Consider the following 22,951-nt stretch of genomic DNA (forward strand, 5'->3'; position numbering starts at 1 on the left):
GGATAGCGGCATACAAAATGACTGACAAAAAAAAGCCCCTCACGCAGAGGGGCTTAAAGGTTATCGAGCTGATTACCCGAGCTGTTTACGCGCGTTGCGGAAGATACGCATCCACGGGCTGTCCTCGCCCCAGTTTTCCGGGTGCCAGGAGTTGCTCACGGTACGGAATACGCGTTCCGGGTGCGGCATCATAATGGTGACGCGACCATTTTCAGTAGTAACGGCAGTAATTCCGTTCGGCGAACCGTTCGGGTTAGCCGGGTAGGTCTCGGTCACCTTACCGAAGTTATCAACGTAGCGCAGCGCCACCAGCCCCTTACTCTCCAGCGCGGCCAGATGCGCGCCGTCACGCACTTCCACACGGCCTTCACCGTGAGAAACGGCAATCGGCATCATCGAACCAACCATATCGGCAAGCAGTAAAGACGGGCTTTGCGTCACTTCGACCAGGCTGAAGCGGGCTTCAAAACGATCGGAGTGGTTACGCACAAAGCGTGGCCACAGCTCGCTTCCCGGGATCAGTTCACGCAGGTTAGACATCATCTGGCAACCGTTACACACCCCGAGCGCCAGCGTTTGCGGGCGATGGAAGAAGGTTTCGAACTCATCACGGACGCGGTTGTTGAACAGAATCGACTTCGCCCAGCCTTCCCCTGCGCCGAGCACATCGCCGTAAGAGAAACCGCCACAAGCGACCAGCGCCTGGAAGTTACCCAGACCGATGCGTCCGCCCAGCAGGTCGCTCATATGCACATCGATGGCGTCAAAGCCCGCACGGTGGAAGGCAGCCGCCATTTCAACGTGGGAGTTCACGCCCTGCTCGCGCAGCACGGCCACTTTTGGACGTGCGCCGGTAGCGATGAACGGGGCGGCAACATCTTCGTTGATATCAAACGACAGTTTAACGTTGAGGCCAGGATCGGCATCGTTGGTTTTAGCGTCGTGTTCCTGATCGGCACACTCCGGGTTGTCGCGCAGACGCTGCATCTGCCAGGTGGTTTCCGCCCACCACATGCGCAGCGTGGTGCGGCTTTCGCTGAACACCGGCTGACCGTTGGCGCTCAGGGTGAAACGGTCACCCGTTAACGCCTGGCCGAGATAGTGCACGCAATCTGCCAGGCCATGTTGTGCCAGCAACACCTCAACCGCTTCACGGTCAGCAGCGCGAACCTGGATCACTGCGCCCAGCTCTTCATTAAACAGCGCCGCCAGACGATCGTCACCCAGAGAGTGGATATCAGCGTCAATACCGCAGTGACCGGTGAAGGCCATTTCCGCCAGCGTAACCAGCAGTCCGCCGTCGGAACGGTCATGGTAGGCCAGCAGCTTACGCTGCGCGACCAGCGCCTGAATGGCGTCGTAGAAGCCTTTCAGTTGCTCAACGTTACGCACGTCGGCAGGCTTATCGCCCAGTTGACGATAAACCTGTGCCAGCGCCGTCGCGCCCAGCGCGTTGTGACCAAGACCGAGATCAATCAGCAGCAGGGCGTTGTCTTCAGTAGAGAGCTGTGGGGTTATCGTGTGGCGCACGTCTTCCACGCGGGCAAAGGCGGTGATCACCAGCGACAGCGGCGAAGTCATTTCACGCTGCTCATTACCTTCCTGCCAGCGGGTTTTCATCGACATAGAGTCTTTGCCCACCGGAATAGTCAGGCCAAGCGCCGGACATAATTCTTCCCCAACGGCTTTTACCGCTTCGTACAGCCCGGCATCTTCACCGGGGTGACCCGCAGCAGCCATCCAGTTGGCCGACAGTTTAATGCGTTTGATATCGCCAATCTGCGTTGCCGCAATGTTAGTCAGCGCTTCACCTACCGCCAGACGCGCAGAGGCCGAGAAATCCAGTAGCGCAACTGGCGCACGCTCACCGATAGACATCGCTTCACCGTAGTAGCTATCCAGGCTTGCTGTGGTGACCGCGCAGTTGGCTACCGGGATCTGCCACGGACCAACCATCTGGTCACGCGCCACCATGCCGGTAACGGTACGGTCGCCGATCGTCACGAGGAACGTTTTCTCAGCGACAGTCGGCAGATGCAGCACGCGGTTAACCGCATCTGCAATCGAGATTTCGCCACGATTCAGGGCGTCGCCTTTGGCTTTCAGCGTCTGCACATCGCGGGTCATTTTCGGGGTTTTACCCAGCAGCACATCAAGCGGCATGTCGATCGGCTGGTTATCGAAGTGGCTGTCGCTTAGTGTGAGATGCTGTTCTTCGGTGGCCTCACCGATCACCGCATACGGCGCGCGCTCGCGCTTACACAGTTCGTCAAACAGCGGTAGCTGGTCAGCGGCAACCGCCAGCACATAGCGCTCCTGGGATTCGTTACACCAGATTTCCAGCGGGCTCATACCCGGCTCGTCGCTAAGAATATCGCGCAGTTGGAACTTACCGCCGCGACCGCCATCGCTTACCAACTCCGGCATGGCGTTAGACAGACCGCCTGCGCCAACGTCATGGATAAACAGGATCGGGTTCGCATCGCCCATCTGCCAGCAGCGGTCGATAACTTCCTGGCAACGACGTTCCATTTCCGGGTTGTCGCGTTGTACCGAAGCGAAATCAAGATCGGCATCAGACTGACCGGAAGCCATAGAGGAGGCCGCCCCGCCGCCAAGCCCGATGTTCATCGCCGGGCCGCCGAGGACGATCAGCTTGGCGCCAACGACGATCTCACCTTTTTGCACGTGATCGGCACGGATGTTACCGATCCCGCCCGCCAGCATGATCGGTTTATGGTAACCGCGTAGCTCTTCGCCGTTGTGGCTGTTGACCTTTTCTTCGTAGGTTCGGAAGTAGCCGGTCAGCGCCGGACGACCGAATTCGTTGTTAAACGCCGCGCCGCCCAACGGACCTTCGGTCATGATATCGAGCGCAGTAACAATACGGTCCGGCTTACCAAAGTCTTCTTCCCACGGCTGTTCAAAGCCAGGAATACGCAGGTTGGAAACGGAGAAGCCCACCAGCCCGGCTTTCGGTTTTGCACCGCGACCGGTTGCACCCTCGTCGCGGATTTCGCCGCCGGAGCCGGTAGCCGCGCCCGGCCACGGAGAGATAGCCGTCGGGTGGTTGTGGGTTTCAACCTTCATCAGGATGTGGGCTGGCTCCTGATGGAAATCGTAGCGGCCGGTTTTGTGGTCGGCAAAGTAGCGGCCCACTTCAGAACCTTCCATGACCGCGGCGTTGTCTTTATAGGCAGACAGCACGTGGTCCGGCGTGGTTTCGAAAGTGTTTTTAATCATCTTGAACAGCGACTTGGGCTGCTGTTTACCGTCGATAACCCAGTCGGCGTTAAAAATTTTGTGGCGGCAGTGCTCGGAGTTAGCCTGCGCAAACATGTACAGTTCAATGTCGTTCGGGTTGCGTCCCAGTTTGGTAAACGCATCCTGCAGATAGTCGATTTCGTCTTCCGCCAGTGCCAGACCGAGACGCAGGTTAGCGTCGATCAGCGCCTGGCGTCCCTCACCCAGCAGATCAACACTGGAGACCGGCGCAGGCTGGTGATGGACAAACAGTTTTTCGGCATCGTTCAGCGCAGAGAAAACCGTTTCCATCATGCGGTCGTGCAGTTCGTCGGCAACCATCTGCCACTGCTCAGCGGTCAGCGTAGAGGCTTCTACATACCAGGCAATGCCACGTTCCAGACGGCTAATCTGTTGCAGGCCGCAGTTGTGGGCAATATCAGTCGCTTTAGAAGACCACGGGGAGATGGTGCCAGGGCGAGGCGTAACCAGCAGCAGTTTGCCTTCAGGGGCATGGCTGTGAAGAGCAGGACCATATTCCAGCAGGCGTACAAGCTGGGCGTGCTCATCCTCATTCAACGGTGCATTCAGATCGGCAAAATGGACGTACTCGGCGTAAATATTGTGGACCTGGAGGTTGGCAGCCTGAAAACGTGCCAGCAGTTTGTTAATACGGAATGCAGACAGTGCAGGTGAACCACGCAGAATTTCCATCATAAGTCTCTCGTCTTCTAAGCTTTCGGTGTGCCCAAGTGGGGGAAACGGGCGTCATTATAAAGAATCTACCGCGCCGACGAAACCGTTTGCGTCGAAATAAAATCACGACCTTCGCTTATCATCAAATGCGGTCTGGTTTCTGAATAAGTTGCCAACTGACGCAAGTTTAAGCAAAATGCCGCTCATTAATGACGACTTCACTTCTTAATCATCACCACAGCAGGCAGAGACAACGTACGGTTCAGAGAATTAACTAATTGAAAAAATTAAAGATTAATTATCTGTTCATCGGCATATTAACGCTGTTGTTGGCAGCGGCCCTCTGGCCATCTATTCCCTGGTTCGGTAAAGCCGAAAATCGTATCGCCGCCATTCAGTCGCGGGGAGAACTGCGCGTCAGTACCCTCGACTCGCCGTTAACTTACGCGACCCTCAACGGTAAGAAATTCGGCCTGGATTATGAACTGACTCAGGCGTTCGCCAACTACCTGGGCGTGAAGTTAAAAGTCACCGTGCGCCAGAACATCAGCCAGCTTTTTGACGACCTGGATAACGGCCATGCCGATCTGTTAGCCGCAGGCCTGGTATATAACAGCGAGCGGGTGAAAAATTACCAGCCAGGTCCGACATACTATTCGGTTTCACAACAGTTGGTGTATCGGGTTGGGCAATACCGCCCGCGCACTCTTGCCACCGTGAACGAAAATCAACTGACCATCGCCCCGGGGCACGTGGTGGTTAACGATCTCCAGTTACTTAAAGAGAATAAATTTCCCGATCTGAGCTGGAAGGTGGATGACAAAAAGGGCACTACTGAACTGCTTGATGATGTTATCGCCGGGAAGCTGGATTACACCATTGCCGATTCCGTCGCCATCAGCTTATACCAACGCGTACATCCTGAACTGGCCGTAGCGCTGGACGTATCTGACGAACAGCCGGTGACCTGGTTTAGTCGCCTGGACGATGACAACACGCTGTCTGCCGCCCTGTTGGATTTTTTTAACACCATGAATGAAGACGGCTCTCTGGCGCGACTAGAAGAAAAGTATCTCGGACATGGCGATGATTTTGACTATGTTGATACCCGCACCTTTTTACGCGCCGTAGACAGCGTATTGCCGGACCTTAAGCCGCTGTTTGAGAAATATGCGCAAGAGATAGACTGGCGACTGCTCGCCGCAATCTCTTATCAAGAGTCACACTGGGACGCGCAGGCCACTTCCCCGACCGGCGTACGCGGGTTGATGATGCTGACCAAAAATACCGCTCAAAGTCTCGGACTGACTGACCGTACCGATGCCGAACAAAGCATCAGCGGCGGCGCACGGTATTTGCAGGATATGATGAGTAAAGTGCCCGATACCGTCCCCGAAGGGGAACGCATCTGGTTTGCGCTCGCAGCCTACAACATGGGTTATGCGCACATGCTGGATGCACGGGCGCTGACCGTGAAAACCAAAGGCAATCCGAACAGTTGGTCCGACGTAAAACAGCGTCTGCCGCTGCTCAGCCAAAAGCCGTATTACAACAAGCTGACCTATGGTTATGCACGTGGCCACGAAGCCTACGCTTATGTAGAAAATATCCGTAAGTACCAGATTAGCCTGGTGGGGTATCTGCAGGAGAAAGAAAAACGGGCGCTTGAAACGCAGCAACTGGCGCAGGATTACCCGGCGGTGACGCCGGCAGAGCTAATAGGTAAAGATGAATTGCCGCTTTCGTCGTTTTTGTCTCAGACGTCGTCAAATTACCTGTCGCACTCCCCTTCCCTGCTGTTTTCACCGCAGAAAAAAGAGGGCAAGTAGCCTCGTAGGCCTGATAAGCGCAGCGTCATCAGGCAATCAGACCGGCATTTACAAATTGGCGTTTTTTTTCAGCGCTTTGATTTCCTGACGACGCATGCGGAAGAAATCACTGAGCAACGTGGCGCATTCATCCCGTAGCACCCCTTCGGTCACATCCACCCGATGATTCATTCCAGGGTGATGCAATACATCCATTAATGACCCGGCTGCCCCCGTTTTCGCATCGCGCGCGCCAAAAACGATCCGGCCGATACGGCTGTGCACCATCGCGCCTGCGCACATCACGCACGGCTCCAGAGTGACATACAGCGTGGTATCCAACAGACGATAGTTTTGCAGCACCAGGCCGCCCTGACGCAGCGCCATAATTTCAGCGTGGGCAGTCGGATCATGGTGACCAATCGGACGGTTCCAGCCTTCGCCAATCACGCGGTTGTTATGTACCAATACCGCGCCCACCGGGACTTCACGCTCATCCCAGGCGCGCTTAGCCAGCGTTAAAGCATGACGCATCCAGTATTCGTGGCTAAATTCAACTTCAGACAAAGGGGGTAACTCCAGTAATCAAAGCAGGCGCATTATACACAGACGCTATCGTTTACTCTATTCGAGTTGTTGCAGCTCTCCGCGCGGCGTGACGCGCCAGCGATGCTGGCAAAAAGAGAGCAGAGGATTGTCCTGATTACTGTCGCTGTAGCCACTGTAAAGCTGAAGCGGCGCACCAATGTGGCGTTCCAGTTGCGTCACTTTCTCATGGCCCAGACAGCGCAGAGGCAGCACCCACCCGCCGAATCCCCGCGCCATTTTACTGGCGATCAGATTGACACGCGGTAGCCACGGCGTGTCGAAGTACACCTGCTCGACCAGCGACTGCGGGGAGCCAGTGATAAGCCAGATTTCGGCGTCAGAGCTTAACAGGTAGGTTGTCAGGCGCTGCTGCACGAGCGGAAAGGCCGTCACGTTACTGCGAAACCAGCGCACAAAGTCAGCCTGATGCCCTTTCAGACGCGCCTCGCTACGACCAAAAGTGCATCCCCACAACAGCAGGCTCATTGGCCAGCGGGCGGCGCGCCCTTGTATCAGCAGCGCCAGCGCAATCACCGGTAGCAGAGGCAGCACAAGCAACGCGTTCAGCGGCTGGCGACGCAGCAGATAACGTATAAAGCTACCGAACATATCCTGCTGGTGTAACGTGCCATCCAAATCAAAAAAAACAACGCGGCGCTGGTGATTGGTCAAACCTTATTCCTCTGGATCGTTGAACCCCAATAGCCAGGTAAACAGGAACCCGGCGATAACTGCTACCAGATAGCCTAACAGATAGAACATCACTTTTCCGGCAACAATCGTCAGTGCCAGCGGCAAACCGGAGATGCCAAAGGTGATAACCGTCGCCACCTTCCAGTAGCTAATCAGCGCCCCGCCTACCGCTCCGCCAAGACAGGCACCGATAAACGGTTTACCCAACGGCAGCGTGACGCCAAAAATAAGCGGCTCGCCAATGCCCAGCAGCCCGACCGGCAGCGCTCCTTTGATCACTTTCTTTAGCCGCGCATTGCGGGTTTTCATCAACACCGCTATCGCAGCCCCTACTTGTCCAACGCCTGCCATCGCCAGGATAGGAAAGAGCGCGTTATAACCGTGTGCCTGTACCAGCTCAACGTGGATGGGCACCAACCCTTGATGAAGTCCGGTGAGCACCAATGGCAGGAAAGTTCCCGCCAGTATGGCACCAACCAGGAAACCGCCGCGGTCGATAGCCCAGGATGCGCCGTGAGCGATAGATTCAGAAATCCAGCCTCCAAGCGGTTGTAGCGCCACAATCGCGATGGCCCCGGTAATGATGGTGGTCAGCAGCGGGTTAAGGATAAGCTCCAGCGATTCCGGCAACAGCTCGCGGAATTTGCGCTCGATCCAACACATCAGCGCAACCACCAGCAGCACTGCGATCACCCCGCCGCGCCCCGGCTGCAACGCTTCGCCAAACAGGGTAATCTGCGCCAGCTGCGGACTGGAGAGGATCCCCGCCATCACCCCACCCATCGCCAGAGAGCCGCCGAAGACTTTGGCGGTATTCACCCCAACCAGAATATTCATGATGGCAAACACGGCGCTACCAAATATGCCCATCAGCCCCAGCATATTCGGATAATGGGTCGCAAAATCCCCCACGATATCCGGTCGCTTAAGGATGTTAATAATGCCGGTAATCAAACCGGAGGCGATAAACGCCGGAATAAGAGGGATAAAGACGTTCGCCAGCTTGCGCAGCGCATCGCTCATTGGCGCTTTGTACTTCGCTTTGGCCTCTGATTTGGTGCGCTCGATATTATTCACATCTGCACGCTCGCCGCCACCGGCAATCAGGGAGCGCATGGCATCCACCACCTTGGCAGCTTTACCGGGGCCGACGATTATCTGATGCTGCGCGCCCTGCTTCACGTAACCGCTAACACCGGGCAGTTGCCTGAGACGGGGAATATCAATCTGATCGTCATCCTGAACTTCCACCCTGACGCGGGTCATACAGTTTTCCAGGCGCAGAATATTTTGCTCTCCGCCTACGCCCAGCAGAATGTCGCTGGCCAGCACCGCCGTCTTATCCATATACACCTCTTAGTGTTCTAACGCCGCGCGTAAAAAACCCTGGTGAGCGGCAAGCTTTTCACGGGCGGCAGCGGCATCCAGGCCGGTGAGCGCCATTAAAATCGCTGGCTTAACGTCAAAATCAGTCTGCTTTAACAGCGCTTGCGCCTGTTCACGCGCAATGCCGGTGGCTTCAACCACCATACGGCACGCCCGATCGACCAGTTTGACGTTGGTTGCCTGCATATCCACCATCAGGTTCTGGTACACCTTGCCAAATTTCACCATCGCACCGGTGGAGATCATATTGAGCACCAATTTTTGCGCGGTGCCTGATTTCAGCCGTGTTGACCCGGTCAACGCCTCCGGTCCCACCACCGGGGAGATTGCAATATCCGCTTCATGCGCGACAGGAGAATCCGGATTGCAGGAAATAGCCGCCGTCGTACAGCCCACCGAACGCGCATATTTCAGCCCGCCAATCACATACGGCGTGCGACCTGAAGCCGCCAGACCAACCACCAGATCCTGTGCGGTAAGGTTGAGTGCGCGCAGATCGTCTTCGCCTAACTGCGGGTTATCTTCCGCGCCTTCTACCGCCTTGAGCAGCGCGCCCGGCCCCCCGGCAATCAGCCCAACTACCAGACCATGCGGTACACCGAAGGTCGGTGGGCACTCAGACGCGTCCAGCACCCCAAGACGCCCGCTGGTACCTGCACCCATGTAAATAATGCGTCCACCGGCTTTTAGCGCGTTAGCTGCCGCATCGACCGCGCACGCAACTTGAGGCAGAGTTGCTTTTACTGCTTCCGCTACCAGCGTATCCTGTTGATTAAATCGATGAACCAACTCCAACGTTGAGAGCGCATCCAGATCCATGGTCTGTGGATTGCGGGTTTCTGAAACTAATGCACCGAGATTCATTTTTTGTTCCTTAGGAATTTTTAATTCATAATAATCTGTCATAATGGAATATTATATTCATCCAGGCGAGTGAAATTTTGTTTTGCAATCGCCATCACGTTTTCGCCAGGAGACAGCATGAACTGTTTAATTCGCATTCGTCAGCGTTACCCGGACCTCGCGCAAAGCGATAAAAAACTTGCGGATTATCTTCTTGCTCAGCCGGATACCGCGCGTCATCTCAGCTCACAGCAGCTGGCCTTTGAAGCAGGCGTCAGCCAGTCCAGCGTGGTGAAGTTCGCGCAAAAGATGGGCTTTAAAGGGTTTCCGGCGCTGAAACTGGCGATTAGCGAAGCGTTGGCCAGCAATCCCAACCCTCATTCCATTCCGGTGCATAATCAGATTCGCGGTGACGATCCCATGCGTATGGTGGGCGAAAAGCTGATTAAAGAGAACGTGGCGGCGATGCATGCGACGCTGGACGTCAACAGCGAAGAGAAACTGATAGAGAGCGTCACAATGCTGCGCTCAGCCCGGCGCATTATCCTGACCGGGATTGGCGCATCGGGTCTGGTAGCGCAGAATTTTGCCTGGAAACTGCTAAAGATTGGGTTTAACGCGGTGGTTGAACGCGATATGCACGCCCTGCTGGCGGCGGTGCAGGCGCTTTCACCCAACGATCTGCTGCTGGCCATTTCGTATACCGGAGAACGCCGCGAACTCAACCTGGCTGCGGATGAAACGTTGCGCGCTGGGGCCAAAATTCTCGCCATCACCGGATTTACCCCTAACGCCCTGCAACAGCGCGCAACTCATTGTCTGTACACGATTGCTGAAGAACAGGCCACGCGCAGCGCAGCGATTTCCTCTACCCATGCGCAAATGATGCTCACTGATTTACTGTTTATGGCGCTGGTGCAGCAAGATCTGGAGCATGCCCCGGAACGCATTCGCCACAGCGAAGCACTGGTAAAAAAACTGGTCTGAGCAAAGAATGCGCGTATAATGCCCGCCCGATTTGTGATGTTTTGAGAGTTTCCTGATGGCCCTGTTAATCACTAAAAAGTGTATCAATTGCGATATGTGCGAGCCCGAATGCCCGAATGAGGCGATTTCGATGGGTGACAGCATTTACGAGATTAACAGCGACAAGTGTACGGAATGCGTAGGCCATTACGACACGCCAACCTGCCAGAAGGTGTGCCCGATCCCTAATACTATTTTGAAAGATCCGGCACGTGTCGAAACGGAAGAGCAGCTGTGGGATAAGTTTGTACTGATGCACCACGCCGATAAGCTGTAACGTTGCCTGATGACGCTATGCTTATCAGGCCGACGAAACGTTAGCTCTCGATAATCACCGTGGCGCAGGCGTAGTGACGCTCATCAGCCAGCGTCACATGCATATGTGCGACGCCGAGTTTTTCCGCCAGTTTTAACGCCTCCCCCCATAACCGCAGACGCGGCTTACCGAGTTCGTCGTTAAAGACCTCAAACTGATTAAACGCCAGACCGTTGCGAATACCGGTACCAAAGGCTTTTGCTGCCGCCTCTTTGACCGCAAAACGCTTCGCCAGAAAGCGCACCGGTTGCTGATGCGTCTCCCAGATTGCCCACTCGTTGTCGCTGAGCACGCGTCTTGCCAGACGGTCGCCGGAACGGGAGATCACCGCTTCGATGCGGGCAATCTCCACGATATCCGTACCTAATCCCAGAATCGCCATTAGCCACGCGCTTCCAGCATCAGGCGCTTCATTTCGACTACTGCATCTTTCAGACCGCTCATCACCGCGCGGCCGATAATGGCATGGCCAATGTTCAACTCGTGCATTTCCGGGATCCGCGCGATGGCTTTAACGTTGTGGTACGTCAGGCCGTGCCCCGCATTCACCTTCAGACCAAGGCTGGCGGCAAAGGTCGCCGCTTTGGCGATACGCGCCAGTTCGCTGGCCTGTTCAGCGTCGGTTTTCGCATCGGCGTAACAGCCGGTGTGAATTTCGATGTACGGCGCGCCGACTTCAGCAGCGGCCTTAATCTGTTCGTCATCAGCATCGATAAACAGCGAAACCAGAATGCCTGCGTCCGCCAGGCGTTTGCAGGCATCACGCATCTTGTCACGCTGACCGGCGACGTCCAGGCCACCTTCAGTCGTCACTTCCTGACGTTTTTCCGGCACCAGGCAGCAAAAATGCGGCTTAGTCTCAACGGCAATCGCCAGCATCTCTTCGGTTACCGCCATTTCCAGATTCATACGCGTATCCAGCGTCTGGCGCAAAATGCGCACGTCGCGATCGGTAATATGGCGACGGTCTTCACGCAGGTGCACGGTAATGCCGTCTGCGCCCGCCTGCTCAACGATAAACGCCGCCTGAACCGGGTCAGGGTATGCGGTGCCGCGTGCATTACGTAAAGTGGCAATGTGGTCAATGTTGACGCCTAACAGTAATTCGGCCATGGCAATCCATCCTCGTTAATCATTTTTTGTTTTTACTGCGCGTTTTGGCATAAATTGCCGGAACAGTTCCCGGCTTTTTAACGGCTTACCACCAAGATACGGCTTTAACGCCATGCGGGTAAAGCGTTTCGCGGCGCGAAGCGTATCAGCATCCGGAAATTCCCGCGATTCGAGTGCTTTCAGATGGCGTCCGGTAAAGGTGGCGTTATCAATCACTACGCTTGCGATAAACCCTTTTTCTTCCCGGTAACGATAGGTCATGGTGTCGTCCACCGGCTCGCCACTACCCGCACAGTGGGTAAAATCGACGCCGTACCCCAGATGTCCAAGTAAGGCCAGCTCAAAGCGACGCAGCGCAGGCTCTGGCGAACCCGTCGCGCCAGCCAGCGCCTGAATACAGTTCAGGTAGTCGAAAAAGAGTTCAGAAAAGCGGGTCTCATACTCAAGTACACGAGAGATAAGCTCGTTGATATACAAGCCGCTGTACAGTGTGATACCGCTAAGGGGGAGAGCCAGAGAAACGGCTTCGGCACTGCGTAAGGTTTTGACCTCACCACGTCCACCAAAGCGAAGCAACAACGGAGTAAAAGGCTGGAGCGCGCCTTTGAGATTAGAACGTTTGGAGCGCGCACCTTTAGCCACCAGGCGCACACGACCCGATTCTTCCGTGAAGACGTCCAGCACGAGACTGGTTTCGCTCCACGGGCGGCTATGCAGGACAAAAGCGCGTTGCCATCCTTCCATCATACCCGCCGTCTTTCAAGCTGCAGGTGTGTTGGCTGCGCCCACTCACCCCAGTCACTCACTTGAGTAAGCTCCCGAGGATCTGCGGTCTTGCCGCCTTCCTGCACCTCGAAAGCCATAACCTATGAAAAATTAGACGTCGTCGCCGTAACCGAGGCTACGCAGCGCGCGCTCGTCATCGGCCCAGCCGGATTTCACTTTCACCCACAGCTCGAGGTGAACGGGCGCTTCGAACATCTCCTGCATGTCTTTACGCGCTTCGATGCCGATGGTTTTAATTTTGGCCCCTTTGTTGCCAATAACCATCTTCTTCTGCCCTTCACGTTCAACGAGGATCAGCCCGTTAATATCGTAACCACCGCGTTCGTTAGAGATAAAACGTTCAATCTCCACGGTAACGGAGTACGGCAGTTCAGCCCCCAGAAAACGCATCAGCTTTTCACGGATGATTTCAGACGCCATAAAGCGCTGAGAACGGTCGGTGATGTAATCTTCCGGGAAGTGATGAATGGCTTCCGGCAGGTGCTTACGCACGATGCCCGCAACGGTATCAACATTCAGGCCGGTTTCGGCAGAAATCGGGACGATATCAAGGAAGTTCATCTGGCTTGCCAGGAACTGCAGGTGCGGCAGTAAATCGGCTTTTTCCTGAACGTTGTCAACTTTGTTCACAGCCAGAATAACCGGGGCTTTACCGTCGCGCAGCTTGTTGAGCACCATTTCGTCGTCCGGCGTCCAGCGGGTGCCTTCCACAACGAAAATAACCAGTTCAACATCACCAATCGAGCTGCTTGCCGCTTTGTTCATCAGGCGGTTGATCGCCCGTTTTTCTTCCATATGCAGGCCCGGGGTATCAACATAAATCGCCTGATACGCACCTTCGGTATGGATGCCAACAATACGGTGACGTGTTGTCTGAGCCTTACGTGAGGTTATGGAAATCTTCTGCCCAAGCAGATTATTCAACAGGGTGGATTTGCCGACGTTCGGGCGACCGACGATGGCAATAAATCCGCAGTAAGTTTTCTCTTCGCTCATTCCAGCTCCAGTTTTTTCAACGCCTGTTCGGCGGCAGCCTGCTCAGCCTTACGACGGCTCGAACCTGTGCCAACCACCGGTTCACTCAGGCCGCTGACCTGGCAGTGGATAGTAAATTCTTGATCGTGTGCTTCACCACGAACCTGCACCACCAGATAGGACGGCAGCGGCAGGTGGCGACCCTGCAAATATTCCTGCAGGCGCGTTTTCGGATCTTTTTGTTTATCGCCTGGGCTAATTTCATCCAGACGAGTCTGATACCAGTTCAGGATCAGTTGTTCAACGGTTTGAATATCGCTGTCGAGGAAGACGCCGCCGATCAAAGCTTCAACGGTATCTGCCAGGATCGATTCACGACGGAAACCGCCGCTTTTCAGCTCGCCTGGCCCCAAACGTAAACATTCACCGAGGTCAAACTCACGGGCTAATTCAGCCAGCGTATTGCCGCGAACCAGCGTCGCGCGCATGCGACTCATATCACCTTCATCCACACGCGGAAAACGGTGATACAGCGCATTAGCGATAACAAAGCTCAGAATAGAGTCGCCTAAAAATTCTAAACGCTCGTTATGTTTGCTGCTGGCGCTACGGTGAGTTAATGCCTGCTGCAACAGCTCCTGATGATTAAAAGTGTAGCCCAGCTTCCGTTGAAGCCGATTAATTACGATGGGGTTCATGCGATACCAATAAATGAATGCGTCAACAATTCAGCACACGAAACAGACCTGATATACGCATTTCGCTTAGCCATCCCGCTTCGGCTGAATGCATTTATACACAAACCAACGCTGTTTCGTGTGCCGTGGCAACCTGTCGGTGCCAACCTCAAACTTCGGGGGAATATTCTATACACAACGACAAGGGATGTCGTTAGTCTGCGGGAATTTATCCGAGAAATAATTCACGTTGTCGCCATAATGACGACAACGTGAACGATTATCAGCGATTAGTGAATGCCACCAATACGGCTTAAACGCACACCGGTCGGCCATTCGCCTTCTTGCTTATCGAAACTCATCCAGATAGCGGTCGCTTTACCAACCAGATTCGCTTCCGGCACAAATCCCCAGTAACGGCTGTCCGCGCTATTGTCACGGTTATCACCCATCATGAAGTAGTGTCCCGGCGGGACGATCCAGGTTGCCAACTGCTGGCCTGGCTGACGGTAATACATCCCCACCTGATCCTGCGCGATTGGCACGGTCAGAATGCGGTGCGTTACCTCACCCAGCGTTTCTTTACGCTCGGAGAGGCGAATACCGTTATCTTTCGTTTCATTCAGCGGAACCTCAAAGAAACCGCTGGTCGCTTCACCGCCGTTACGACGCGCAAAGGTCTGCACAAAATCACTTGGCTGAACATCAGAGTACGTTACCGGCAGCGCGTTTTCACACGCCTGACCGGAACTGCATCCTGGCTGAATAGTTACCTCTTTCGCCACCGGATCGTACGTCACTTTGTCTCCCGGTAAACCGACAGCACGTTTGATGTAGTCCAGACGCGGATCTTCCGGGTATTTAAACACCACGATATCACCGCGTTTCGGATGGCCGGTTTCGATCAGCGTTTTCTGGTAAATCGGATCTTTAATCCCGTAGGCGAATTTCTCCACCAGGATAAAGTCACCGATAAGCAGTGTCGGCATCATCGAACCAGACGGGATCTGGAACGGCTCATAAATAAATGAACGCACCACCAGCACAATAGCTAAAACCGGGAAAACGGATGCCCCGGTTTCCAGCCAGCCTGGCTTAGGGGCCACTTTTTTCAGCGTTGCTTTATCCAGTGAATCACCTGCAGCAGCTTGCGCTGCGGCCTGACGCTCCCGGCGTTTTGGCGCGAAGATGAATTTATCTACGCACCATAAAATGCCCGTCACCAGTGTGGCAATCACCAGAATCAGGGCAAACATGTTCGCCATGCCAACTCCTTAAGATTATTTGCTGTCTTTACCGACATGCAGAATGGCGAGGAAGGCTTCCTGTGGCAGTTCGACGTTACCGATCTGCTTCATGCGCTTTTTACCCTCTTTCTGTTTTTGCAGCAGCTTTTTCTTACGGCTGATATCGCCACCGTAGCATTTCGCCAGAACGTTTTTACGCAGCTGCTTAACCGTTGAACGCGCGATGATGTGCGTACCAATGGCCGCCTGGATCGCGATGTCAAACTGCTGGCGAGGGATCAGATCTTTCATCTTCTCGACCAGTTCACGACCACGGCTCTGGGAGTTGTCGCGGTGGGTAATCAGCGCCAGCGCATCGACACGTTCGTTGTTGATGAGAACATCAACGCGCACCATGTCAGACGCCTGGAAACGTTTGAAGTTATAGTCCAGCGACGCATAGCCGCGAGAAGTTGACTTCAGACGGTCGAAGAAGTCGAGTACCACTTCCGCCATCGGAATTTCATAGGTCAGCGCCACCTGGTTACCGTGGTAAACCATGTTGGTCTGTACGCCGCGCTTCTCGATACACAGCGTGATGACGTTACCGAGGTAAGCCTGCGGCAGCAGCATATGACACTCAGCAATCGGCTCACGCAGTTCGTATATGTTGTTCAACGGCGGCAGCTTGGACGGGCTATCGACGTAGATCGTCTCTTTCGCCGTGGTTTCGACTTCGTAGACTACGGTCGGCGCGGTAGTGATCAGATCCAGATCGTATTCACGTTCCAGACGTTCCTGAATGATCTCCATGTGCAGCAGACCGAGGAAGCCACAGCGGAAGCCGAAGCCCAGCGCGGTTGAGCTTTCCGGTTCATAGAACAGGGAGGCATCGTTGAGGCTCAGCTTGCCGAGCGCGTCACGGAAGTTTTCGTAGTCGTCAGAGCTCACCGGGAACAGACCGGCGTAAACCTGCGGCTTCACTTTTTTAAAGCCTGGCAGCGGCTTGTCCGCCGGGTTACGCGCCTGCGTCAGGGTATCGCCAACCGGTGCGCCCAGGATGTCTTTAATCGCACAAACCAACCAACCCACCTCGCCGCATTTCAGCTCGGTACGGTCAACCTGTTTTGGCGTGAAGATACCCAGACGGTCAGCGTTATAGACCTGACCGGTGCTCATCACTTTAATTTTGTCGCCTTTACGCATGGTGCCGTTTTTAATACGCACCAGAGATACGACGCCCAGGTAGTTATCGAACCAGGAGTCGATGATCAGCGCCTGTAACGGACCTTCCGGGTCGCCTTCAGGCGGCGGGATGTCGCGCACCAGACGTTCAAGAACGTCAGTGACGCCAACGCCGGTTTTCGCCGAGCAGCGAACGGCATCCGTCGCATCGATACCGACGATATCTTCGATCTCTTCCGCCACACGCTCAGGATCGGCGGCTGGCAGGTCAATTTTGTTCAGTACCGGCACCACTTCCAGATCCATTTCCATGGCGGTATAGCAGTTAGCCAGGGTCTGTGCTTCGACGCCCTGTCCGGCATCAACCACCAGCAATGCGCCTTCACAGGCGGCAAGCGAGCGGGAAACTTCATACGAGAAGTCAACGTGGCCCGGGGTGTCGATAAAGTTAAGCTGATAGGTTTCACCATCAGATGCTTTGAAATCGAGCGTCACGCTCTGCGCTTTGATAGTAATACCGCGCTCACGCTCAAGATCCATCGAGTCGAGAACCTGCGCTTCCATTTCACGGTCAGACAGGCCACCGCAGATCTGGATAATACGGTCAGACAGCGTCGATTTACCGTGGTCGATGTGAGCTATGATTGAAAAGTTACGTATGTTCTTCATATAGTGTAATTATTGTGCCTTACGCCCGCCTGAGCAGGCTCTGAGAAGTCGCTGATCTGAGCTTAACGTCTGTTTAAGTGAAACGCCGCATTCTACACTACAACGCTGAGGCGAGGAAATGTTCATAGAGCAAGGATAGCGGGAACTGGAAACAACTTTGCAAAGTCGGTGAAACTTTTGCCGGATGGCGACACAAGCGCCATCAGGCAAAGCTATCACTGTTGGGTTTCGACGCGAATGAGATCGGGTGGAAGAGCAACGTTCAGAATGACCGGCTGCCAGGCTTCGCGCTCAGCAAGCTTACGAGAGTATCCACGGGCAATCAGGAATCCGCCCACGCCCCCCAGCACGGCTCCGCTTAATGCCGCAAGGTCGGAACCAAACAGCACCTGGAATAGCGCCGCGAAGAGAAAGAGCCCCGCCAACGGAGACATGTAGACCAACATCGCTGAACCCAGCAAGCTACCCTCGGCAATACCCAGTTCAACTTTTTGACCGGGCGCTAAGGGTTCGTCGCTGGGCACCACGATGGTATGCGTGGTCTGCGGCCCAAGTTTGTTCAGCACGCGGCTCCCGCATCCGGCCCGCGAAGCACAGCTGCTACATGATGCTTTAACATCACAGCTGACCGTCGCCAGACCATTTTGCCAGGAGACGACTGTCGCCCACTCTTTAATCATTGTGCAGCCCTGAACTTAATATTGTCCGCGATACGCTTCGCCGTTTGCGGTGGAAGCTCGCCCACAATCGTAATTTCCGCGTTATCACGCACGCTGGTGCTAACCGTTCTACGCCCGGTTCGCAACAGCTGATCGGCGCTGTTTTGCATCGCACGGTTTACGTTCACGGAGAAACTGAACAGGCCATCAGAATATAGGCGCGATTCGATCGGCATGTTATCCATCGTCGGCAGCGGACGTCGACTGCTGGAAACTTCGCTGAAGCCTTGCGGCAACCACGACGGACTCCAGTTGAAGTTGGTTTTCTCGCCAGCAGGAACTGACAGCAACGGCGGTAGATTGGCTTTCGCCAGCGCCTGCATGCTATCGCTAACGCCGTTGTTTACGGTAAAGGCGATAACACGGAACTGTTCCAGCGTCTCACCATCACGGTCGAGAAGATCGACGCGCATCGGCAGCTTAGTCTCCGTGTCCATCCAGACGATATAGCTGTAACGCGTACCGTCACGGGCGACTACGCGGATCACTTCACAGAGCCGATCGGCAATGCGGGTGCGACCTACTGAGATAAAGTCATAGTAGGGAGCAAGACGTTTGAAGTCGGTGTAAATCAGAGAGGGCAGAGAGTCAACGATATAGTCGCCGTTCAGCGTGAACGGTTCGAGACCAGGCTCAAAATAGCTGATTTCATTGCCACGCTGCACCACTTCCCGGCGCGGTCCATCCATTTGCAACAGTTGCGCTAGCGGACGGTTATCCAGGCGAGCATGGCGATAACGTAGGGATTCAACACCCTGCTTATTGATGCTGACAAATGACAGCTCATAGGTTAGCGACTGGCTGGCCAGATTCATCTGCTGCAACAACGCCCCGGACGCAGGATTGGCCGAGGCGTTTACAGAGAAAAACAGGCTACCAGCCACAAGTGACATGGCAAACCAAAGTTGCTTCATTACTGCGATTGCGTTCCTAAAGTTTGAATTCCTGGCACCTGCACAGCGGCTTGCTGTGTTTGGGCCTGCTCAAACTGAAGCTGTTCAGAGTGCAGTCGACGTTGCAGTTCGTAGTCCTGCAACATGGCATTAATACGACGACGCTGCTCCTGTACCTGCTGTTGCTGACCGCCGCTGGCCGTCGCGTCAGAGGGTACACCCAGGCTTACCGGACTGGCTTTACCCATCATCGGTAATGTATTAAATACCGGCGTTTCGGGCTGCTGGGACGTTTCAGATTGCCCATTATAGTGCTGGACGCCAACAATAACTGCAAGTGATACACACGCGGCCACACCCATTTGGGTAAGCTGCGCGGCCCACGGACGCATTTTCTTCCAGAATGGCATTTTCAGCCACTGGTGCGGTGCTGGCTGGGCCTCAGGAATCAATGGCACCGTCTGACGTACTGGCTCATCCTGGATGGCAGCCATTACGCGGGCGGAAATATCGAAATGGAGAACGTCGGCGGTATCACCTCGCATGGAATCGCGAATCAGGTGATAACTCTCCCAGGTTTTTTGCATTTCCGGGTCATGAGTCAGCTCTTTGAGTAACTCAGTATCCAGCGTTTCGCCATCCATTAAAGCGGAAAGTTTTTCTTTCTGCATGCCTAATACCTTTTCCAGTATCCCGCTATCGTCAACGCCTGATAAGCGGTTGAACTTTATTATCAATAGCTTCCCTCGCTCGGAAGATACGTGAACGCACCGTACCTACCGGACAATCCATGATAGCGGCTATCTCTTCATAGCTCAGGCCATCCAGCTCCCGCAAGGTTATTGCCATGCGTAAATCTTCCGGGAGGGACTCAATAGTCCGGAAAACTATCTGTCTCAGTTCTTCTGACAACATTAAGTTCTCAGGGTTCGAAATTTCTTTCAGCGCACCGCCACTTTCGTAATTTTCTGCTTCAATCGCATCAATATCACTGGAAGGTGGACGACGCCCCTGAGCGACCAGGTAATTCTTCGCTGTATTGACTGCAATACGATACAGCCAGGTATAAAAAGCACTATCTCCCCGGAACGAGTCCAGCGCACGATAGGCCTTGATAAATGCTTCTTGTACTACATCGGGTACATCGCCCGATGGTACATAGCGAGAAACCAGACTCGCCACCTTATGCTGATAGCGCACTACCAGTAGGTTAAAGGCTTTCTGATCTCCCTTCTGGACCCGTTCTACCAGGACCTGGTCCGTTAACTGCTCGCTCATCCGAGGTAAAGTCTCCCCAAACCAAATTTCCACGCGCCTTCGAAACGCCACTCCATCAGCTTCACTATGAGCAAGCAAATGCTTGGAGTGCTCAAGTTTCGTAAAGTTCCGTTACGCATTGTTTTTTGTTTGTCATGTTGTAGACAGGTCTTATCTCTCATTATAAGTCTACATAATCCGATCGACGCACTATCTGTTTAGAAATGCCCATTTCACCGCTTGCAGAGTAACCCAACGGCCACTTTATTTCATCACATAATCTGGTGCTAACGGCCTGCTTCACAAAATATTTTTGCTCATTTCGTCCTCGTCATGCTTTTTTTCATGTTTAGTCACTGCAACACATTTAAAAATAAAACGTGCAGTATCGCGCAATGTGGTGCTATGGTGACCAAACACTGTTTAGTAAATTAAACAAAAATCATGAATACGACTCCTGAATTATCCTGTGACGTGCTGATCATTGGCAGCGGGGCTGCCGGACTCTCACTGGCGCTGCGCCTGGCCGAAAAACATCAGGTTATTGTCCTGAGCAAAGGTCCGGTCAGCGAAGGTTCGACATTTTATGCCCAGGGCGGTATTGCCGCGGTGTTTGATGAAACCGACAGCATCGATTCCCACGTTGAAGATACTCTGATTGCCGGGGCCGGCCTGTGCGATCGCCATGCGGTTGAATTTGTCGCCAGCAATGCCCGCACCTGCGTTCAGTGGCTTATCGATCAGGGCGTCTTATTTGATACGCAGGTTCAGCCCAACGGTGAAGAAAGCTATCACCTGACCCGTGAAGGCGGTCATAGCCATCGACGCATTCTGCACTCTGCGGATGCCACCGGTAAAGAAGTCGAAACCACCCTCGTCAGCCAGGCACAAAATCACCCCAACATACGGGTTCTTGAGCGCAGTAATGCCGTCGATCTGATTGTCTCCGATAAAATCGGTCTGCCGGGAACGCGTCGGGTTGTCGGAGCCTGGATCTGGAACCGTAATAAAGAAGCCGTAGAAACCTGCCATGCCAAGTCAGTAGTGTTGGCCACCGGCGGCGCGTCAAAGGTGTACCAATACACCACCAATCCAGATATTTCCTCGGGTGACGGGATTGCGATGGCCTGGCGTGCGGGATGCCGTGTCGCCAACCTGGAATTTAACCAGTTTCACCCGACAGCGCTGTATCATCCGCAGGCGCGCAACTTTCTGCTAACCGAGGCGCTGCGTGGCGAAGGCGCACATCTGAAGCGCCCGGACGGTTCGCGCTTTATGCCCGATTTTGACGAGCGTGGCGAACTGGCTCCCCGCGATATTGTTGCCCGCGCCATTGACCACGAAATGAAGCGCCTGGGCGCTGACTGCATGTTTCTCGACATCAGCCATAAACCGGAAGAATTTGTTCGTCAGCATTTCCCGATGATTTATGAAAAATTGCTGGGACTGGGCATCGATTTGACCAAAGAGCCGGTTCCCATCGTTCCTGCCGCGCACTATACCTGCGGCGGCGTGATGGTGGATGACTTTGGCCGTACGGATGTCGACGGGCTGTATGCGATCGGCGAAGTGAGTTACACCGGCCTGCATGGAGCCAACCGGATGGCGTCAAACTCATTACTGGAGTGCCTGGTTTACGGCTGGTCCGCGGCTGAAGATATCGACAGGCGAATGCCTTATGCTCGCAGCGTCAGCACCCTCCCGGATTGGGATGAAAGCCGGGTAGAAAACCCGGATGAACTGGTTGTGATTCAGCATAACTGGCATGAGCTGCGGCTATTTATGTGGGATTACGTCGGTATCGTGCGCACAACTAAACGTCTGGAGCGCGCCCTGCGCCGTATCACCATGTTGCAACAGGAAATCGACGAGTATTACGCTCATTTCCGCGTGTCGAACAACTTGCTGGAACTGCGCAATCTGGTGCAGGTTGCTGAGCTGATTGTCCGCTGCGCGATGATGCGTAAAGAGAGTCGGGGCCTGCACTATACGCTGGATTATCCAGAACAGCTTCCAGAGGCAGGCCCGTCCATTCTCTCGCCGCTAAGTCATCACATGAACAGATAAAACGCCTGGGTCAGCGCCGTGTAACCTTCAGAGTAACGTTGGTCTGGCCCACGGATCACCAGCCTGTCACTAAAGCACTCCCCGGCCTGCGGGGAGAATGCCAGCAGTACCCGATTCGGTAGTCGGGCCTCGGTTTCTGCTACATCCGTGCGCAATCGCAGATGCCAGCCCATGCCCAGTGCCTGCTGGGAAAAGGCGTTACCGATCTGTTCGGGCAACACCACACAAAAAAAACCTTCTTCCGTAATGCTGTCTGCCGCCAGCGTTAGCAATACTTGATGATCGAGCGTGGTGGTGTAGCGAGCCTGCTCGCGCTGCGGCGTGGCACATTCCACTCCCTGTTCATAATAGGGAGGGTTACTGATGATCAAATCAAAGCGCACGGTCTGGCGCGGTACCCACTGCTGCACATCTTCGGTATGAACGTTCACGCGATGCATCCACGGGGATTGCGCGATGTTCTCCTGCGCCTGCTGCGCGGCATCAACATCAAGCTCCACGGCGTCAATGATGACGTTTTCATCTGTGCGCTGGGCCAGCATCAGCGCCAACAGGCCGCTCCCGGTACCAATATCCAGGATCCGCTTTACGCCAGCAACAGGGGCCCAGGCCCCCAATAAAATGCCGTCCGTTCCGACTTTCATTGCACAACGATCGTGTGCCACAAAAAACTGCTTAAAAGTAAATCCATTACGTCTAAGTACGGATGTAGACTGGGGCATGAAGAACAACCTTCCTGGAAAAAAAACGATAACATAGGATAAAAACAATACCTGAGAAGGTAT

The 22,951-nt window shown here is 54.4% G+C and carries 21 protein-coding genes and 1 pseudogene; 4 read left to right on the top strand and 18 right to left on the bottom strand.

What is annotated here, in order from left to right:
* Window positions 1-72: 72 nt before the first annotated feature.
* Window positions 73-3,960 carry a phosphoribosylformylglycinamidine synthase gene (gene purL / locus OGV52_RS01055; protein ID WP_287107958.1) on the bottom strand — a complete coding sequence of 1,296 codons (3,888 nt, stop codon included), beginning with the start codon at window positions 3,958-3,960 and terminating at the stop codon, window positions 73-75.
* Window positions 3,961-4,217: 257 nt separating this feature from the next.
* On the opposite strand from purL, the gene mltF reads away from it, so the two are divergent.
* Complete coding sequence (gene mltF / locus OGV52_RS01060; RefSeq protein WP_047416469.1) at window positions 4,218-5,768, top strand: membrane-bound lytic murein transglycosylase MltF; 1,551 nt, start codon at window positions 4,218-4,220, stop codon at window positions 5,766-5,768.
* A gap of 48 nt (window positions 5,769-5,816) precedes the next feature.
* On the opposite strand, the pseudogene tadA reads toward mltF, so the two are convergent.
* From tadA to murQ, 4 genes and pseudogenes are all read right to left on the bottom strand, one after another.
* Window positions 5,817-6,354, bottom strand: a pseudogene (tadA, locus tag OGV52_RS01065) (tRNA adenosine(34) deaminase TadA).
* 17 nt (window positions 6,355-6,371) lie between these two features.
* Window positions 6,372-7,007, bottom strand: a complete 636-nt coding sequence (gene yfhb, locus OGV52_RS01070; protein ID WP_016157167.1) for a phosphatidylglycerophosphatase C — start codon at window positions 7,005-7,007, stop codon at window positions 6,372-6,374.
* A 3-nt stretch (window positions 7,008-7,010) separates the two neighbouring features.
* A complete protein-coding gene (locus OGV52_RS01075) occupies window positions 7,011-8,375 on the bottom strand; it encodes a PTS transporter subunit EIIC (protein WP_016157168.1) in 1,365 nt (454 codons plus the stop codon).
* 9 nt (window positions 8,376-8,384) lie between these two features.
* Window positions 8,385-9,278: an N-acetylmuramic acid 6-phosphate etherase gene (gene murQ, locus OGV52_RS01080; RefSeq protein ID WP_016154044.1), complete on the bottom strand. Its 894-nt coding sequence runs from the start codon at window positions 9,276-9,278 to the stop codon at window positions 8,385-8,387.
* A gap of 117 nt (window positions 9,279-9,395) precedes the next feature.
* Here murQ and OGV52_RS01085 point away from each other — a divergent pair, with 117 nt between their 5' ends.
* Window positions 9,396-10,244, top strand: coding sequence for a MurR/RpiR family transcriptional regulator (locus OGV52_RS01085; protein ID WP_016154045.1), 849 nt, complete (start codon window positions 9,396-9,398; stop codon window positions 10,242-10,244).
* A 55-nt stretch (window positions 10,245-10,299) separates the two neighbouring features.
* Entirely contained in the window at window positions 10,300-10,560 is a 261-nt protein-coding gene (locus tag OGV52_RS01090) for a YfhL family 4Fe-4S dicluster ferredoxin (RefSeq protein WP_223952366.1), read from the top strand.
* Window positions 10,561-10,600: 40 nt separating this feature from the next.
* Here the strand turns inward: OGV52_RS01090 and acpS are convergent, their stop codons facing one another.
* From acpS to rseD, 12 genes are all read right to left on the bottom strand, one after another.
* The gene (gene acpS, locus OGV52_RS01095; protein WP_003037588.1) at window positions 10,601-10,981 is read right to left on the bottom strand and encodes a holo-ACP synthase; all 381 of its coding nucleotides are present in this window, start codon (window positions 10,979-10,981) and stop codon (window positions 10,601-10,603) included.
* Window positions 10,981-11,712 carry a pyridoxine 5'-phosphate synthase gene (gene pdxJ, locus OGV52_RS01100; RefSeq protein WP_016157172.1) on the bottom strand — a complete coding sequence of 244 codons (732 nt, stop codon included), beginning with the start codon at window positions 11,710-11,712 and terminating at the stop codon, window positions 10,981-10,983. The genes acpS and pdxJ overlap by 1 nt, the downstream gene beginning before the upstream one ends.
* 15 nt (window positions 11,713-11,727) lie before the next feature.
* The gene (recO, locus tag OGV52_RS01105) at window positions 11,728-12,456 is read right to left on the bottom strand and encodes a DNA repair protein RecO (protein WP_016154047.1); all 729 of its coding nucleotides are present in this window, start codon (window positions 12,454-12,456) and stop codon (window positions 11,728-11,730) included.
* Between the two features lie 132 nt (window positions 12,457-12,588).
* Complete coding sequence (gene era / locus OGV52_RS01110) at window positions 12,589-13,494, bottom strand: GTPase Era (protein WP_003037581.1); 906 nt, start codon at window positions 13,492-13,494, stop codon at window positions 12,589-12,591.
* Complete coding sequence (gene rnc, locus OGV52_RS01115) at window positions 13,491-14,171, bottom strand: ribonuclease III (protein WP_003037579.1); 681 nt, start codon at window positions 14,169-14,171, stop codon at window positions 13,491-13,493. The genes era and rnc overlap by 4 nt, the downstream gene beginning before the upstream one ends.
* A gap of 269 nt (window positions 14,172-14,440) precedes the next feature.
* The gene (lepB, locus tag OGV52_RS01120; RefSeq protein ID WP_016154048.1) at window positions 14,441-15,415 is read right to left on the bottom strand and encodes a signal peptidase I; all 975 of its coding nucleotides are present in this window, start codon (window positions 15,413-15,415) and stop codon (window positions 14,441-14,443) included.
* A 15-nt stretch (window positions 15,416-15,430) separates the two neighbouring features.
* Window positions 15,431-17,230: a translation elongation factor 4 gene (lepA, locus tag OGV52_RS01125; RefSeq protein ID WP_003037577.1), complete on the bottom strand. Its 1,800-nt coding sequence runs from the start codon at window positions 17,228-17,230 to the stop codon at window positions 15,431-15,433.
* Window positions 17,231-17,445: 215 nt separating this feature from the next.
* Window positions 17,446-17,910, bottom strand: a complete 465-nt coding sequence (rseC, locus tag OGV52_RS01130; protein ID WP_016157173.1) for a SoxR-reducing system protein RseC — start codon at window positions 17,908-17,910, stop codon at window positions 17,446-17,448.
* The gene (gene rseB / locus OGV52_RS01135) at window positions 17,907-18,863 is read right to left on the bottom strand and encodes a sigma-E factor regulatory protein RseB (protein WP_016154050.1); all 957 of its coding nucleotides are present in this window, start codon (window positions 18,861-18,863) and stop codon (window positions 17,907-17,909) included. Before rseB ends, rseC begins: the two co-directional genes overlap by 4 nt.
* Window positions 18,863-19,513 carry an anti-sigma-E factor RseA gene (gene rseA, locus OGV52_RS01140; RefSeq protein ID WP_287107960.1) on the bottom strand — a complete coding sequence of 217 codons (651 nt, stop codon included), beginning with the start codon at window positions 19,511-19,513 and terminating at the stop codon, window positions 18,863-18,865. The genes rseB and rseA overlap by 1 nt, the downstream gene beginning before the upstream one ends.
* 31 nt (window positions 19,514-19,544) lie before the next feature.
* Window positions 19,545-20,120: an RNA polymerase sigma factor RpoE gene (rpoE, locus tag OGV52_RS01145; protein ID WP_003037573.1), complete on the bottom strand. Its 576-nt coding sequence runs from the start codon at window positions 20,118-20,120 to the stop codon at window positions 19,545-19,547.
* Entirely contained in the window at window positions 20,117-20,281 is a 165-nt protein-coding gene (gene rseD, locus OGV52_RS01150; RefSeq protein ID WP_148374246.1) for a rpoE leader peptide RseD, read from the bottom strand. Before rseD ends, rpoE begins: the two co-directional genes overlap by 4 nt.
* 262 nt (window positions 20,282-20,543) lie before the next feature.
* On the opposite strand from rseD, the gene nadB reads away from it, so the two are divergent.
* Window positions 20,544-22,166, top strand: a complete 1,623-nt coding sequence (nadB, locus tag OGV52_RS01155) for an L-aspartate oxidase (protein ID WP_047358259.1) — start codon at window positions 20,544-20,546, stop codon at window positions 22,164-22,166.
* Here the strand turns inward: nadB and trmN are convergent.
* Window positions 22,151-22,888, bottom strand: coding sequence for a tRNA(1)(Val) (adenine(37)-N(6))-methyltransferase TrmN (gene trmN, locus OGV52_RS01160; RefSeq protein ID WP_016154053.1), 738 nt, complete (start codon window positions 22,886-22,888; stop codon window positions 22,151-22,153). The two genes, nadB and trmN, sit on opposite strands and share 16 nt — an antisense overlap.
* Window positions 22,889-22,951: the final 63 nt, after the last annotated feature.

Source organism: Citrobacter sp. Cb041 (genome assembly GCF_030336655.1).
In the GTDB taxonomy this organism is placed as follows: Bacteria; Pseudomonadota; Gammaproteobacteria; order Enterobacterales; family Enterobacteriaceae; genus Citrobacter; species Citrobacter braakii.